Source organism: Streptomyces sp. NPDC058289 (assembly GCF_042880975.1).
GTDB classification, from domain to species: Bacteria; Actinomycetota; Actinomycetes; order Streptomycetales; family Streptomycetaceae; genus Streptomyces; species Streptomyces stoeckheimensis.
The window spans coordinates 1-13,634 of the sequence record NZ_JBHVYI010000147.1; the positions used below are offsets into that span (position 1 = coordinate 1).

A 13,634-nucleotide genomic window follows, 5' to 3' on the forward strand; every position below is an offset into this window, starting at 1 on the left:
GCGCCCGAGGCGGGGCCGGCGTTAAATGGACGTATGCGACGCCGCAGCACGCGGAGGGGGCTGACCGTGGTCGCCGGGCTCGCTCTGGCGGCCGGGACCGTTGCCGCCGCGCCGTCGCCGAGCCCCGGTGGCTTCGACGTGGCGAGGGCCCTGGACACGCTGGACTCACAGGTGCAGGACGGCATGCGGCGCACCGGGGTGCCCGGCGTCTCCGTGGCCGTGGTCCACGACGACAAGGTCGTCTACCTCAAGGGCTTCGGTGTCCGCAGCACCGATGCCCCGGGCGACAAGGTCGGCCCGGACACCGTCTTCCAGCTCGCCTCGGTCTCCAAAGCGGTGGCCTCCACCGTGCTGGCACAGGCCCTCGGCGCCGACGACTTCGACGACCCGCTCAAGGGCGTCACCCTCAAGGACCCGTGGGTCAGCTCGCACGTCACGGCGGCCGACCTGCTCTCGCACCGCTCGGGCCTGCCGGATCACTCGGGCGACCTCCTCGAGGACCTGGGCTACGACCAGTCGTACATCCTGTCGCACCTGCGCTACGAGCCCCTCAGCCCGTTCCGCACCAGCTACGCGTACACCAACTTCGGCTTCACCACGGCCGCCGAGGCCGTCGCCAAGGCCAAGGGCGTGCCCTGGGACAAGCTCTCCGAAGACCTGCTGTACAAGCCTGCCGGGATGACGCACACCAGCTCCCGCTTCCGCGATTACGAGAAGGCGGCCGACCGCGCCCTCACCCACGTCAAGGCCGACGACGGCACCTGGAAGCCGCGCTACGTCCGCGACGCCGACGCGCAGACCGCGGCCGGCGGCGTCAGCTCCAACGCCCGGGACATGGCCCGCTGGCTGCAACTCCAGCTGGGCGGCGGAAAGATCGACGGCAAGTAGGTCATCGACAGCGCCGGCCTGGCCGAGACCCACCTCCCGCACAGCATCAGCCAGCCGCCCGCCGAACCGAACACCCAGCCCGGCTACTACGGCCTGGGCTGGAACGTGCGCTACGACGACCACGGCCGCCTGCGCCTGAGCCACGCCGGTGCCTTCGCGCTCGGCACCAACACCAACGTCACCCTGATCCCCGCCGAAAAGCTCGCCATCGTGGTGCTCACCAACGGCGCCCCCACGGGTCTCCCCGACACCGTCGCCCTCAATTTCTTCGACACCGCCGAGTTCGGCAAGCCCAGCCGGGACTGGCTGCCCGTGGTGGGCGAGGCCTACAAGCAGCAGCTCGGCGAGGGCCGCTCGAAGACGGACTTCGCCAAGCCGCCCGCGGACCCGAAGCCGGCCCGCGCGGACAGCGCGTACACCGGTACGTACACCAACCCGTTCTACGGGCGGGCCACCGTCACGGCCGGCCCGGGCGGCGGGCTGGTGCTGCACCTGGGACCGAAGCCGATGGCCTTCCCCCTCACCCACTACGACGGGGACACCTTCAGCTTCGAGACCGTCGGCGAGAACGCCATCGGCCGCACCGGGGTGACCTTCACCGACGGCAGGCTGCGGGTGGAGTACCTGGACGCCAACGGCCTCGGCACCTTCGAGAAGGGCAGCTAGGGTCCCGCCACCGACCCCGCCGGGCCTCGGGGAGCGCTCCCTCAGGACGATTCGCGGACCACTAGGTCGTTCGGCATGACCACCCGGTCCCTGGAGCCGCCCTCGATCAGGCCCAGGAGCAGCCGCACGGTGGCCGTGGCCTGATCGGCCATGGGGCTGCGTACGGAGGTGAGGGCGGGGACGGTGTAGGCGGCGGCCTCGATGTCGTCGAAGCCGACGACGGCCACGTCCTCGGGGACCCGCAGGCCCACCTGCCGCAGGGTCCGCAGGGCTCCGATGGCCATCAGGTCGTTGGCCGCGAACACCGCGTCCAGCTCCGGGTCGTCCTCCAGGAGCTGCCGCATGGCCTCGGCTCCGGAGGCCCGGGTGAAATCGCCCAGCGCCACGATGGACCGGCGGCCGGTGTCGCGCAGGGCGGCGCGGTAGCCGTCGAGGCGCTCGCGGGACTCGAAGAGGTCCAGTGGTCCGGTGATGGTGGCGATGCGGCGCCGTCCCCGTTCCAGGAGGTGGCGTACGGCGAGCGCGGCGCCGGCCGCGTTGTCCAGTTCCACGTACGGCACGTCCTGCGCGCAGGTGCGGTTGAACGAGGCGACCGGCAGGCCCGTCCTGGCCAGGGCGGCGGGCAGGGGATCCGTGCCGTGCAGGGCGACGAGCATGACGCCGTCCACGTGTCCGCCGGCCACGTACTCCTCGACGCGGGCCCGGCTCCGGTCGGATTCGGCGAGCATGAGCACGACCTGTTTTCCGGCGGCCTCCAGTTCCCTGCTGACGGCGCGGACCACGGTGGAGAAGAGGGGGTCGTCGGAGACCACGCCCTGGGGAGGGTCGGAGACGACCACGGCCACCGCGTGGGTCCGGCGGGTGACGAGGTTGCGGGCGGCGGCGTTGGGCACGTAGCCCAGTTCGCGGACGGCCCGCATGACGACCTCGCGGATCTCGGGCGCGACCGTGGCCTCCCCGTTGACGACGCGGGAGACGCTCGATCGGGACACGCCCGCGCGGGCGGCGACCACTTCCAGCGTGGGTCTTCTCATACCGGCCCGTTCCGTTCGGCGGCGCGCCGCCGGGTCGGACCGACGGTCCGCGGGGAGCGTTCTCCGGCGATGGTGGACCGGAGCCTGATCGACTGTCAACAGTCCCTGTTTCCAAGGGTGTTTCCTGCTGTCGGAGGCGGGTTGGTCACCTGCGCGGGATCCTGCCTGGTCAGCACGGATCACCGCGGGGTGCGCGGGCTCTGAGAGAGCGCTCCATCACTGGACGAAACGGGGCCGCCCATATGTCCGCCCGATGACGGGACACCTTGACAGCCCTGGGGGGCCGCCCCATCCTCACCCCTCAGGGAGCGCTCCCCCACTTCTTCTCCGCCCCTCCTCCCCGCCTCCCTCCCCCCTCGTTTCCAGGAGCCGCCGTGCCTCCGTCGCTGCGCCGCCTCGGCTTACTTCTCGCCGTCGCGTTCACCCTGCTCACCTTCAGCACCCTCCCCGCCTCCCCCGCCCGCGCCGCCGAAACCCTGCTGTCGCAGGGCAGATCCGTCACCGTCTCCGGCAGCGAGCCCGGCTACAGCCCCGCGAGCGCCGTCGACGGGAACGCCGGTACCCGCTGGTCCAGCGCCTTCACGGACCCGCAGTGGATCCAGGTGGACCTGGGGTCCGCGGCCACGATCACCCGGGTCTCCCTCAGCTGGGAGGCCGCGTACGCCAAGGTCTTCCAGATCCAGGTCTCGAACGACGCCGCGAACTGGACCACGGTCTTCGGGACGACCGCCGGCGCCGGCGGCACCCAGAACCTGACCGTCTCCGGCACCGGCCGCTACGTACGGATGTACGGGACCCAGCGCGCCACCGGATACGGCTACTCCCTCTGGGAGTTCCAGGTCTACGGCACCCCCGGCACCGGCGACGGCGGCGGTGACGTGCTCCTCTCGTACGGCAGGACGGGCGCGGCCTCCTCCTCGCAGGCCGACGGGAACTGCTGGGAGTGCACCCCGGCCAGGGCCTTCGACCGCGACCCCGCCTCCCGCTGGGCCACCAGCCCCGCCACCGGCTGGACGGATCCCGGCTGGATCTCCGTGGACCTCGGCGCACCAGCGCAGATCCACAAGGTGGTCCTCCAGTGGGACCCGGCCTACGCCAAGTCCTTCCAGATCCAGGTCTCCCCGGACGGGAACGCCTGGACCCCGGTCTACTCCACGACGGCGGGCACGGGCTTCAAGCAGACCCTGACCGTCTCGGGCTCCGGGCGGTACGTGCGGATGTACGGCACCGAGCGGGCGACCCCGTACGGATACTCCCTGTGGGAGTTCCAGGTGTACGGCACCGGCGGCGCGCCGGTGACTCCCCCGCCGCTCCCGCCGGACCCCGCGAACCCGCCGCGGCTGGTGTGGAGCGACGAGTTCGACGGCCCCGCGGCCGGCAAGCCCGACGCGGCCAAGTGGCGGGCGGACCCGGGCACCGGGCAGAACGGAGAGCTGGAGTACTACACCGATCACCGGAACGCCGCGACGGACGGCGCGGGCCACCTCGTCATGGAGGCCCGCAAGGAGGCCACGCCGGGCCAGGGCTGCCCGCCCGACCCGCTGACCGGCAGCACCACCTGCCAGTACACCTCCGCGCGGATGAACACCGGGGCCACGTTCCAGTTCACGTACGGACGCGTCGAGGCCCGGATCAAGGTCCCCAAGGGCAACGGGTTGTGGCCGGCGTTCTGGATGATGGGCGGCGACTTCCTGACCGGGCGGCCGTGGCCGTACAACGGGGAGATCGACATCATGGAAATCCTCGGCAAGGACGTGAAGACCTCGTACTCCACCGTCCACGCCCCCGCGTACAACGGCGGCGGCGGGATCGGCGGCCCGTACAAGCTGCCTCAGGACGCGGACTTCTCCGACGACTACCACGTCTGGACCGCCGACTGGAACAGCAAGGGCATCGTCTACGGCCTGGACGGGCGGACCGTCTTCACGCTCGACAAGGAGCAGGTGGAACGCACCCGCGGACCATGGGTCTTCGACCACCCCCACTACATGATCCTCAACCTCGCGGTGGGCGGTGACTGGCCCGGTCCGACGGACGCCACCACCCCGTTCCCGGCCCGGATGCTCGTCGATTACGTGCGCGTCTACCAGTGACCCAGTGACCGGCAGGGGGCTGCCCGCGTCACCGCCGCCGGGTGGCCCCCTTCCTCCGTTCCGCCTCCCCCCAACCCCACCGACAGGCAAGGATCCGTCATGCGAAAACCCCGGTTCACGCTCCACGCCCTCCTCGCGGGCGCCCTGGCCACCGCCTTGGCCGCGAGCCTCGGAGCCACGGTGACCAGCGCCCCCGCCCGGGCCGCCGACACCGTCCTCGTCCAGGCCGAGGCGTACGCGGCGCAGTCCGGCGTAGAGCTCGAAGCCACCGGCGACACGGGCGGCGGCCAGAACGCCGCGTACCTCGCCAACGGCGACTGGATGCGCTTCGACAACGTCGACCTGGGCGCCTCCGGCCCGCTGACCGTCTCGGCCCGGGTGGCCTCCGCGATCGGAGGACCCGGCGCCGTCGAACTGCGCACCGGGTCCGTCACGGGCCCGCTTCTCGCGCAGTTCGAGATCACCGCCACCGGGGGCTGGCAGAGCTGGGCGACGCGGACCGCCGATGTCGCCGCGCATCCGGCGGGTCCCCAGTCGGTGTTCGCGGTCCTGCGCAGCAGCGGGGCCGGGAACTTCGTGAACGTCAACTGGTTCTCGTTCGCGGCCGGTTCCTCGCCAGGATGGGTGAAGGTCGACCAGTCGAAGTGGGACGCGCAACTGGCCGGGTTCCGCGCGATGACCCCCGCGTCGGTGCCCGCGAACGCCGTCCGGGTGCCGGAGTTCAACGCCACCTGCGTCTACAGCCATTCCAAGCCCGACGACCCGATCGTGGCCCCGGGCCTGCCCGGCGCGTCCCACATGCACAGCTTCTTCGGCAACCGCAGCACGGACGCCTTCTCCACGGCGGAGTCCCTGGCCTCGCACACCGCGACGAGCTGCACCCCCGCCAAGGACCTGTCCAGCTACTGGATTCCGACCCTCTACGAGCACGGGAAGGCCGTGGAACCCGAGGGCATGATCGTCTATTACGGGTCCCGGCTGCCCGACCCCACGGCGACGGTGCCGTTCCCCCAGGGGTTCCGGATGATCGCGGGCAACGCCAAGTCGCAGGTGCCCACTCCGGCCGGCTCGGTGAACCAGTTCTGGTGCGCGGGCGAAGGCGGCGAGATAGGCCGCAGCTCCGACGGAAACTGGCCGGTGTGCGCGCCGAAGGCCAAGCTCGTGTACCAGCTCGTCTTCCCCGACTGCTGGGACGGCAAGCACCTCGACAGCCCCGACCACAAGTCGCACGTGTCCTTCACCACCTCCAACGGGGCGTGCGGGGGCGCCTATCCGGTGGCCATTCCCTCCGTGTCCTTCGTGATCGGCTACCCGACCGGCGGCAGCCCGGACGGCCTCTCGCTGTCCTCGGGCATGGCCTCCTCCATCCACGGCGACTTCTTCAACGCCTGGGAGGACGCGGCCCTGGGGCAGCGCGTGAAGGACTGCGTCGTGCAGAGCGCCAAGTGCAACTCCGCCGGTACGTTCTGACCCGGCGGCCCGTGTGGGTGCTGCTCGCGGCGCTCCTGGTCACCGGCTGCAGCGCGCAGCCGGTGGCCGGGACGCCGCGGGCGGCGGCCTTCAACGCCACCGACATCGCCTGGATCCAGCTGATGATCCCCATGGACGAGCGGGCCCGGCTGCTGACCGGCCTGGCGCCGGGGCGGGCCGGGGATCCGGCGCTGGTGCGGTTCGCGGAGCGGGCGGCGGGCCGACAGGAGGCCGAACTCACGCGGCTTCGGGGGCTCTTGGCACTGTCCGCGGCGCCCGACACCCGCCCGCACGAGGGGCACGACATGCCGGGCATGGTGTCCGCCGACACCCTGCGCAGGGCCGGAGCGCTGTCAGGTGAGGAGTTCGACCGGGTCTTCGCCGCCGCCCTGCGCGCCCATCTCGCGCAGTCCCTCCTGCTCTGCTCGGGCGAACGCGCCTCGGGCGGGGCCGGGGAGGCGCGGGAGCTCGCCGGGGAGCTGGAAGAGGCGGGGTCGGAGGAGCTCGCCCTGCTCGATGCGGCGCGCTCCGGCAAAAGTTGAGAATTGTTCACTTTCCATTGACAGGGTGGGTCCGGGGACCCGAAAGTGCCGTGAACGTCCCCGACCGAAGCGAGTCCGCATGACAGCGTCCGTACCGCCCGCGCCGCCCGTGCCGCCCCTGCCACGGTTCCCGGCCGCCTTCCGCTGGGGTGTCTCCGCCTCCGCGTTCCAGATCGAGGGCTCCCCCACCGCCGACGGCCGGGGGCCCTCCTCCTGGGATGCCTTCACCCGGGAGGCGGGGCGCGTCAAGGACGGCTCGCACGCGGAGGTGGCCACCGACCACTACCGCCGCTACCGCGAGGACGTGGCCCTGATGGGCGGACTGGGCGTGGACGCCTACCGCTTCTCCGTCTCCTGGTCCCGGGTCCTGCCCGACGGGCACGGCGCCGTGAACCGCGCGGGGCTGGACTTCTACGACCGGCTCGTCGACGAGCTGTGCGCCGCGGGGATCGATCCGGTCCCCACGCTCTTCCACTGGGACACCCCGCTCGCCTTGGAGGAGCGGGGCGGCTGGCTGGAGCGCGACACCGCCGAGAGGTTCGCGGCGTACGCCTCGGTGGTCGCGGAGCGGCTCGCCGACCGCGTACCGATGTGGATCACGATCAACGAGCCCGCCGAGGTGACCCTCCTGGGGTACGGCCTCGGCGAGCACGCTCCGGGCAAGCAGCTCGTCTTCGACGCCCTGCCCGCCGCCCACCACCAGCTCCTGGCCCACGGTCTGGGCGTACAGGCCCTGCGCGCGGCGGGCGCCCGCCACATCGGCATAGCCGCCTCGCACAGCCCCGTGTGGGCCGCCGGCGACAGCGAGGAGGACCGGGCCGCCGCCGCGTTGTACGACACCCTCACCAACCGTCTCTTCGCCGACCCGATCCTGACCGGCGCCTACCCGGACGGCCTGGAGTCCCTGCTGCCCGGCCCGGTGGCCGAGGACCTCGAGACGATCTCGGCACCGCTGGACTGGTACGGGGTCAACTACTACAACCCGATGCTCGTCGGCGCCCCCACCCCGTCCGGCGCCTCCGCCTTCGGCGGGATCGAGATCCCCTCCGGCCTCCCCTTCGGCATCCGGGAGATCGAGGGGTACGAGCGGACCGACTTCGACTGGCCGGTGGTGCCGGACGGGCTGCGCGAACTGCTCGCCACCCTGCGGGAGCGTTACGGGGACCGGCTGCCGCCGCTGTACATCACCGAGAACGGCTGCTCGTACGGGGACGGGCCGGACCCGGGCACGGGCCGGATCGAGGACGCCCGCCGGATCGCGTACCACGAGGGCCACGTGCGGGCCCTGCACGAGGCGATGGCCGAGGGGGCCGACGTCCGCGGCTACTTCATCTGGTCGATCCTCGACAACTTCGAATGGGCGGAGGGCTACCGGCAGCGGTTCGGCCTGGTCCACGTGGACTACGAGACCCTCGCCCGGACCCCGAAGGAGTCGTACGCCTGGTACCGCGACCTGATCAAGAGCGGCAGGTGACCGCCGGGCCGAAGGCCGCCGCGGCGCAGGAGACCGCCACGCCGCCCGGCGGCCGGTGGGTGAGCGCACTGTCCCTCGCCAACCTCGGGGTGTGGGTCGGCTGGTTCGGCCCGCTCCAGCTGCTGCTGGCACGCCAGGCCGAGTTCCTCACCCCGGAGAACAAGGCGTCCACCCTCGCTCTGGTGACGGGGCTGGGGGCGGCCGTCTCGATGGTCGCCAATCCCGTCTTCGGAGCGCTGTCCGACCGTACGACGGCGCGCGCGGGCCGCCGGATCCCCTGGGTGGTCGCCGGGGTGACGGGCGGGGCGGCCGGCCTGGTGGTCCTCGGGCTCGCGCAGAGCGTCGCGGTGGTGATCGCGGGCTGGTGCCTGGTGCAGCTCGCCCTCAACGCCGCCTTCGCCGCACTCACCGCGGCCGTCCCCGACCAGGTCCCGGTCCGGCAGCGCGGGCTGGTGGGCGGCTGGCTCGGCGTCTCCCAGGTCATCGGGATCCTGGTGGGCACGGCGCTGGCCACGGTCGCGGGCGGGATCACCGCCGGCTATCTGGCCTGCGCGGCCTTCTCGGTGCTCGCGGCCGTGCCGTACGTCCTGATGCGGCGGGACTCGGTGCTCGCCCCCGCCGCCCGGCCGGCCTTCCGGTGGCGCGGCTTCCTGACCGGCTTCTGGATCGACCCGCGCCGCCATCCCGACTTCGGCTGGGCCTGGCTGACCCGGTTCCTGATGAACCTCTCGTACTCCATCAGCACGATGTACCTGCTCTACTACCTCACCGACGCGGTGCACTACCGGGGCGACGCGGACACCGGCGTCCTGATCCTCACCGCGCTCAACGCCCTCACCCTGCTCTCCACCGTGGTGATCAGCGGCATCCGGTCCGACCGCAGCGGCCGCCGGAAGTCCTACGTCATCCGCTCGGGGCTGGTCATCGCCGCGGCCACGTTGCTGCTCGCCGTCTGGCAGACCTGGACCGGCGCGGTCGTCGCCTCGCTCGTCCTGGGCCTCGGCTTCGGCGTGTACACGGCTGTGGACTTCGCCCTGCTCACGGACGTGCTGCCGACCGCCGAGGACCGGGGCAGGGACCTGGGCGTCATCAACATCGCCAACGCGCTGCCGCAGGTGCTGGCCCCGGTGATCGCCGCCCCGGTCGTCACCCACCTCGGCGGGTACACGGCCCTGTACGCGCTGGCGGGTGGTCTCGCCGTGGCGGGATCACTGCTGGTCCGGCGGATCCGCTCGGTTCCGTAGACGTACTCCATGGCGCCCGGTCACGGGGCGAGCCGTCACCGCTCGCGCTGACGAGCGCGGTGCCGACGAACGGCGTCGCGGCTGCCGCACCGTGGTGAGCAGTACCGCTGGGTGCCGTTCCGCGAGGTGTCGACGACGATGTTCGTACAGGGCCGGGCCGCGCACCGGCCGAGGCGGTGCGCGCCACGAGTCGTCAGGTGCAGTGCGGTGCCGACGCTGAACACGGCGTGCAGGACTCGTGCCAGGTCGTCGTCGACGTCGCGATAGTGCAGGTGCCAGCCCTCGCCGTTGTGGTCGGTCAGGCGTGGATATGCAGTCGCGGCGGCCATCTGCTCGTTGAGGATCGCCGCCCGCTCGTTCGGGTCAGGGGCGTCGACGACCCGGATCCAGTCATCGAGCACCGCCCGACAGCGGGCGTGGTCGTCGGGCCGCTCGGGGAAGGGCATCGTCATGCCGAACTCGCGGGTCCGCTCGATGATCCCGGCCCGGGTGTCGGGCCAGTCGTCGGCCAGGGAACGGGCAAGGAGCACGGCATACTCGCCGTAAGGGTTGAGATGCATAAGGCCATTACAGCAGGGTGAGGGCATGCCCTTCACCTCGCTGTCCTCACCCGTGACCTCGTTGTCCTCACCCGTGTCCGGTGTGTCCGTCCTCGGGATGGCGCTCACCGGGCTGGTCATGGCGCTGACCCCCGGCCCCAACATGATCTACCTCGTGTCGCGCAGCATCAGCCAGGGGCGCACCGCCGGGCTCGTCTCCCTGGCCGGCACCGGCGTCGGCTTCGTCGGCTACATGTTGATGGGCAACCTCGGCCTCGCAGTCGTGTTCGTCGCCGTGCCCTGGCTGTTCATCGGCTTCAAAGCCGCCGGCGTCCTCTATCTGGCCCACCTCGCCTGGCAGGCCCTGCGCCCCGGAGGGCGAGGCATGTTCGATGTCCGTGACGTTCCCCGTGACAGCCCGGCCCGGCTCTTCCGGATGGGGCTGGTGACGAACCTGCTCAACCCGAAGGCCGCGATCATGTACCTGACCTTGATCCCGCAGTTCGTCGACCCGCACCGCGGGCATCCGACCGCGCAGGGCCTGACCCTCGGGTCGGTCCAGATCGCGGTGAGCCTGACCGTCAACGCCCTGATCGTCATCGCCGCCGGCGCCATCGCCACCTTCCTCGGGCAACGCCCGAGCTGGGCCACCGTGCAACGCCGCATCACCGGCACGCTCCTGGGCGCCGTGGCCCTTCTCCTCGTCCGCGAGGTGCCTGCTCGAGCCCGAGCCTGACCGCCCCCAGGCGCCGGTGGGCACCGATGGGCGCCCGGGGGCGGACCCGTCTGCGGCCCCCGTATGGTGAGACCCGGCACATTTCTCACCCTTTTGGTCCGATTTAGACCAAGCTTGTGTGGTTCGGATTCCGAAGCGACAGGGAGAGACATGCGACGCGCCCACGGCCGTACGGCCACCACGCGGATCGCCCTGATATCGGCCGGCACGGCCGCCGTGCTCGGCCTCGGCGGCTTCTCCGCCGGTGCCGCGGCAGCAGCGGGTACGCCCACCCCGGACCGGACCGCCGAGCCCACGGCAGCCGCCCCGGCGGCCGTCGGGCAGCAGGTCCTCTCCACCTTCACCGTCGCCTATCCCGCCGCGCCCTACCGCACGCACAACATCGCGCGCGCCGTGGAGCTGATCAACGGGGCCGTCGTCGAGCAGGGCGACATCTGGAGCTTCAACCAGGCGGTGGGCGAGCGGACCGTGGAGAACGGCTTCGTCGACGGCATCATGATCAACGACGGCCGTTACGTGAAATCCCCCGGCGGCGGGGTCTCCGCGGTCGCGACGACCATGTACAACGCCATGTTCTTCGCGGGCCTGAAGCCGGTGGAGCACGGGGCGCACTCCTTCTACATCGAGCGGTACCCGGAAGGCCGCGAGGCCACCGTCGCCTGGGGCACCCTCGACCTGCGCTGGCAGAACGACTCGGGACACCCCGTGACCGTCCGGGCCTCGTCCACCGCCAACTCGGTGACCGTCACCCTGCTCGGAACGAAGCAGTACGACGAGATCCGTGCCACCAAGGGCCCCCGCACCCACGTCACGCCGCCGGTGAAGCGCACCGTCACCGGCCCCACCTGCGAGCCGCAGACCCCGCTGGAGGGGTTCGACGTCTCCGTAGACCGCGTCTTCGTCCGGGGCGGCCACGAGGTCGGCCGCGAGACGTTCCGTACGCACTACACCCCGCGCGACGAGATCGTCTGCGCACCGGAATCCCCCACGGCCACGCCCGGCGCGACGGCCCCGACCACCGGCGCGACCCAGGCGACCCCGGCGGCTCCCGGCTCTTCGGCCGCCCCTTCCACGTCTGCCTCCCCTTCCGCGTCTGCCTTCCCCTCCGCGTCGGGCGACGCCTCCCCTTCCGCGTCCTGAGCGCCTACGGCCGCTGACCCCGGAATCGGTCCGGAGATGCGTACAACCCTCGGGGCCGGTCGCATGTCACACCCCCTGACAAGACCGAGGGTGTGAAGAAAAAGGGGGACCGGTGCGCAATCGCCGACTCGTAGTGTCAGCCGTCGCCATCGCCGCGGCCGGCGTTGGTTTCGTACCGGGTGCGGCCCACGCCGCCGATCCGGTGTCGCCGGGCGCCCAGGGGGTGGCCGCGCCCGGGTTCGACGTGAAGAAGGCCGGTCAGGCCGGACTCCAGAAGTTCGCCAGCCCGGCCGGCAATGCGGTGCGGCGGACGCTGCCCGCCGCCGGGAAGAAGGCCTCGGCGCTGCAGTCCGCCGACGGGAACCCGGGCCTGTCGGTCGTCCTGGGTGCCGAGGCCACGTCGGCGCACGGGTTCCGGCTGGTCACCACGATCGGGAGCGCGGACGTCTCGCTCAACGTCGTCATCGACTGGGGCGACGGGACCTCCGACCGGGCCGAAGCCTTCGGCGACGAGGTGCTGACGTCCGAGCACGTCTACGCGGAGGCCGGTGAACACCAGGCCAAGATCACGGTGACCGACCCCGTGAACCAGGCCGAGATCGTCAACGAGCTGCCGCTCCTGGCCGCGGGCTCGGACTTCACCCCGTACGGTCCCACCCGTCTCCTGGACACCCGTAGCGCCATCGGTGGCAGCCGGGCCAAGGTGCCCGCGTACAAGAGCGTCCGGGTGAAGGTGGCCGGTAACGGCACGATCCCGGCCGGGGTCACCGCGGTGGCCCTGAACGTCACCGTCACCAACGCCCGGAGCGGCGGCCACGTGATCGCCTTCGCCTCGGGCCGCGAGCGGCCGGCCACGTCGAACCTCAACTTCGCGCCCGGCCAGACGGTGCCGAACCTGGTGATCGTGCCGGTCGGCAAGGACGGCTACGTGGAGCTGTACAACGGTGGCTGGGACTCGATCGACCTGATCGCGGACGTCACCGGCTACTTCAGCCGCACGCAGGCCAGCGGCTACACCCCGAGCACGCCGGTCCGCGTCGTCGACACCCGCGAGGGCATCGGCCGGGGCGGTAAGCGGGGCCAGGTCGCCGGTCAGGGATCGTTCAAGATCCAGTTCCCGCGGGGTCTCTACACTGCCGTCGCACTCAACGTGACCGTCACCAACCCGCGGGATGCGGGCCACCTGACGGCCTACCCGAGCGACCAGCCGGTGCCCACCACCTCGAACTTGAACTTCCTGGGCGGCCAGACGGTCGCCAACTCGGTGATCGTGCCGGTCGCCGCCGACGGATCCGTGACCATCCGCAACGGAGCCTGGCAGCCCACCGACGTCGTCATCGACCTGGTCGGCAACTACGGCATCGACAGCGCCGGCTCCCTCATGACGCTCAACGAGCCGGGCCGGGTCCTCGACACCCGTGCCGCGAACTCCGACGGCCCGGCCGGCGCCCGCGGCTACTACGCCGTCCCCCTCTCCCCCGGCGTGCCCGGCGTCGCCGGCTACGTACTGAACACCACGGTCACCAACACGCGCGGCCCCGGCTTCCTCTCAGTCGCTCCGGACCCGAACTCGGCGGCGGACTACGAGAACGGCACGAACGTCTGGCCCGAGCGCCCCGTGTCCTCGACCTTGAACTGGACCAAGGGCGCCACCGTCCCCAATCTCGCGCAGGCGAGCTCCGGGAACAACGGCATCGTCGACTTCTGGAACCAGGGGTGGGAGCCCACGGACCTGATCGTCGACATCTTCGGCTACTACGAGACCAACTGACCTCGCTCCACCGGCGCTCCGGGACCGGCCGTCACGC

At 71.6% G+C, this 13,634-nt stretch carries 11 protein-coding genes and 1 pseudogene; 10 read left to right on the plus strand and 2 right to left on the minus strand.

What is annotated here, in order from left to right; all coding sequences use genetic code 11:
- Nucleotides 1-33: 33 nt before the first annotated feature.
- Nucleotides 34-1,116, plus strand: a pseudogene (locus ACFVX6_RS38860) (serine hydrolase domain-containing protein); the annotation flags it as partial.
- An 87-nt stretch (nucleotides 1,117-1,203) separates the two neighbouring features.
- Nucleotides 1,204-1,554 carry a DUF3471 domain-containing protein gene (locus tag ACFVX6_RS38865; protein WP_389699320.1) on the plus strand — a complete coding sequence of 117 codons (351 nt, stop codon included), beginning with the start codon at nucleotides 1,204-1,206 and terminating at the stop codon, nucleotides 1,552-1,554.
- A gap of 41 nt (nucleotides 1,555-1,595) precedes the next feature.
- Here ACFVX6_RS38865 and ACFVX6_RS38870 read toward each other — a convergent pair whose 3' ends face one another.
- Nucleotides 1,596-2,588 (minus strand): LacI family DNA-binding transcriptional regulator, encoded by a 993-nt coding sequence (locus tag ACFVX6_RS38870; protein ID WP_389699311.1) that lies wholly within the window; start codon nucleotides 2,586-2,588, stop codon nucleotides 1,596-1,598.
- A 374-nt stretch (nucleotides 2,589-2,962) separates the two neighbouring features.
- Between ACFVX6_RS38870 and ACFVX6_RS38875 the strand changes: the two genes are divergently transcribed.
- The 5 genes from ACFVX6_RS38875 (at nucleotide 2,963) to ACFVX6_RS38895 (ending at nucleotide 9,411) form a co-directional block, all read left to right on the plus strand.
- The gene (locus ACFVX6_RS38875) at nucleotides 2,963-4,681 is read left to right on the plus strand and encodes a discoidin domain-containing protein (RefSeq protein WP_389699312.1); all 1,719 of its coding nucleotides are present in this window, start codon (nucleotides 2,963-2,965) and stop codon (nucleotides 4,679-4,681) included.
- Nucleotides 4,682-4,780: 99 nt separating this feature from the next.
- Nucleotides 4,781-6,151, plus strand: a complete 1,371-nt coding sequence (locus ACFVX6_RS38880; protein ID WP_389699313.1) for a DUF1996 domain-containing protein — start codon at nucleotides 4,781-4,783, stop codon at nucleotides 6,149-6,151.
- On the plus strand, nucleotides 6,127-6,693 hold the full coding sequence (locus tag ACFVX6_RS38885) for a DUF305 domain-containing protein (RefSeq protein ID WP_389699314.1): 567 nt from the start codon (nucleotides 6,127-6,129) through the stop codon (nucleotides 6,691-6,693). The genes ACFVX6_RS38880 and ACFVX6_RS38885 overlap by 25 nt, the downstream gene beginning before the upstream one ends.
- A gap of 79 nt (nucleotides 6,694-6,772) precedes the next feature.
- Complete coding sequence (locus tag ACFVX6_RS38890; RefSeq protein ID WP_389699315.1) at nucleotides 6,773-8,167, plus strand: GH1 family beta-glucosidase; 1,395 nt, start codon at nucleotides 6,773-6,775, stop codon at nucleotides 8,165-8,167.
- A complete protein-coding gene (locus ACFVX6_RS38895) occupies nucleotides 8,164-9,411 on the plus strand; it encodes an MFS transporter (RefSeq protein ID WP_389699316.1) in 1,248 nt (415 codons plus the stop codon). The genes ACFVX6_RS38890 and ACFVX6_RS38895 overlap by 4 nt, the downstream gene beginning before the upstream one ends.
- A 35-nt stretch (nucleotides 9,412-9,446) precedes the next feature.
- Here the strand turns inward: ACFVX6_RS38895 and ACFVX6_RS38900 are convergent, their stop codons facing one another.
- Nucleotides 9,447-9,971, minus strand: a complete 525-nt coding sequence (locus ACFVX6_RS38900; protein WP_389699317.1) for a CGNR zinc finger domain-containing protein — start codon at nucleotides 9,969-9,971, stop codon at nucleotides 9,447-9,449.
- Between the two features lie 97 nt (nucleotides 9,972-10,068).
- On the opposite strand from ACFVX6_RS38900, the gene ACFVX6_RS38905 reads away from it, so the two are divergent.
- From ACFVX6_RS38905 to ACFVX6_RS38915, 3 genes are all read left to right on the plus strand, one after another.
- On the plus strand, nucleotides 10,069-10,686 hold the full coding sequence (locus ACFVX6_RS38905) for a LysE family translocator (protein ID WP_389699321.1): 618 nt from the start codon (nucleotides 10,069-10,071) through the stop codon (nucleotides 10,684-10,686).
- A 150-nt stretch (nucleotides 10,687-10,836) separates the two neighbouring features.
- Nucleotides 10,837-11,826, plus strand: a complete 990-nt coding sequence (locus ACFVX6_RS38910) for a VanW family protein (RefSeq protein ID WP_389699318.1) — start codon at nucleotides 10,837-10,839, stop codon at nucleotides 11,824-11,826.
- Between the two features lie 112 nt (nucleotides 11,827-11,938).
- A complete protein-coding gene (locus ACFVX6_RS38915) occupies nucleotides 11,939-13,597 on the plus strand; it encodes a hypothetical protein (RefSeq protein WP_389699319.1) in 1,659 nt (552 codons plus the stop codon).
- Nucleotides 13,598-13,634 lie beyond the last annotated feature (37 nt).

Coding starts and splice junctions, on each gene's coding strand:
- ACFVX6_RS38890 (WP_389699315.1), top strand. CDS start 6,773: ATGACAGCGTCCGTACCGCCCGCGCCGCCCGTGCCGCCCCTGCCACGG.
- ACFVX6_RS38900 (WP_389699317.1), bottom strand. CDS start 9,971: ATGCATCTCAACCCTTACGGCGAGTATGCCGTGCTCCTTGCCCGTTCC.
- ACFVX6_RS38880 (WP_389699313.1), top strand. CDS start 4,781: ATGCGAAAACCCCGGTTCACGCTCCACGCCCTCCTCGCGGGCGCCCTG.
- ACFVX6_RS38905 (WP_389699321.1), top strand. CDS start 10,069: ATGGCGCTCACCGGGCTGGTCATGGCGCTGACCCCCGGCCCCAACATG.
- ACFVX6_RS38910 (WP_389699318.1), top strand. CDS start 10,837: ATGCGACGCGCCCACGGCCGTACGGCCACCACGCGGATCGCCCTGATA.
- ACFVX6_RS38870 (WP_389699311.1), bottom strand. CDS start 2,588: ATGAGAAGACCCACGCTGGAAGTGGTCGCCGCCCGCGCGGGCGTGTCC.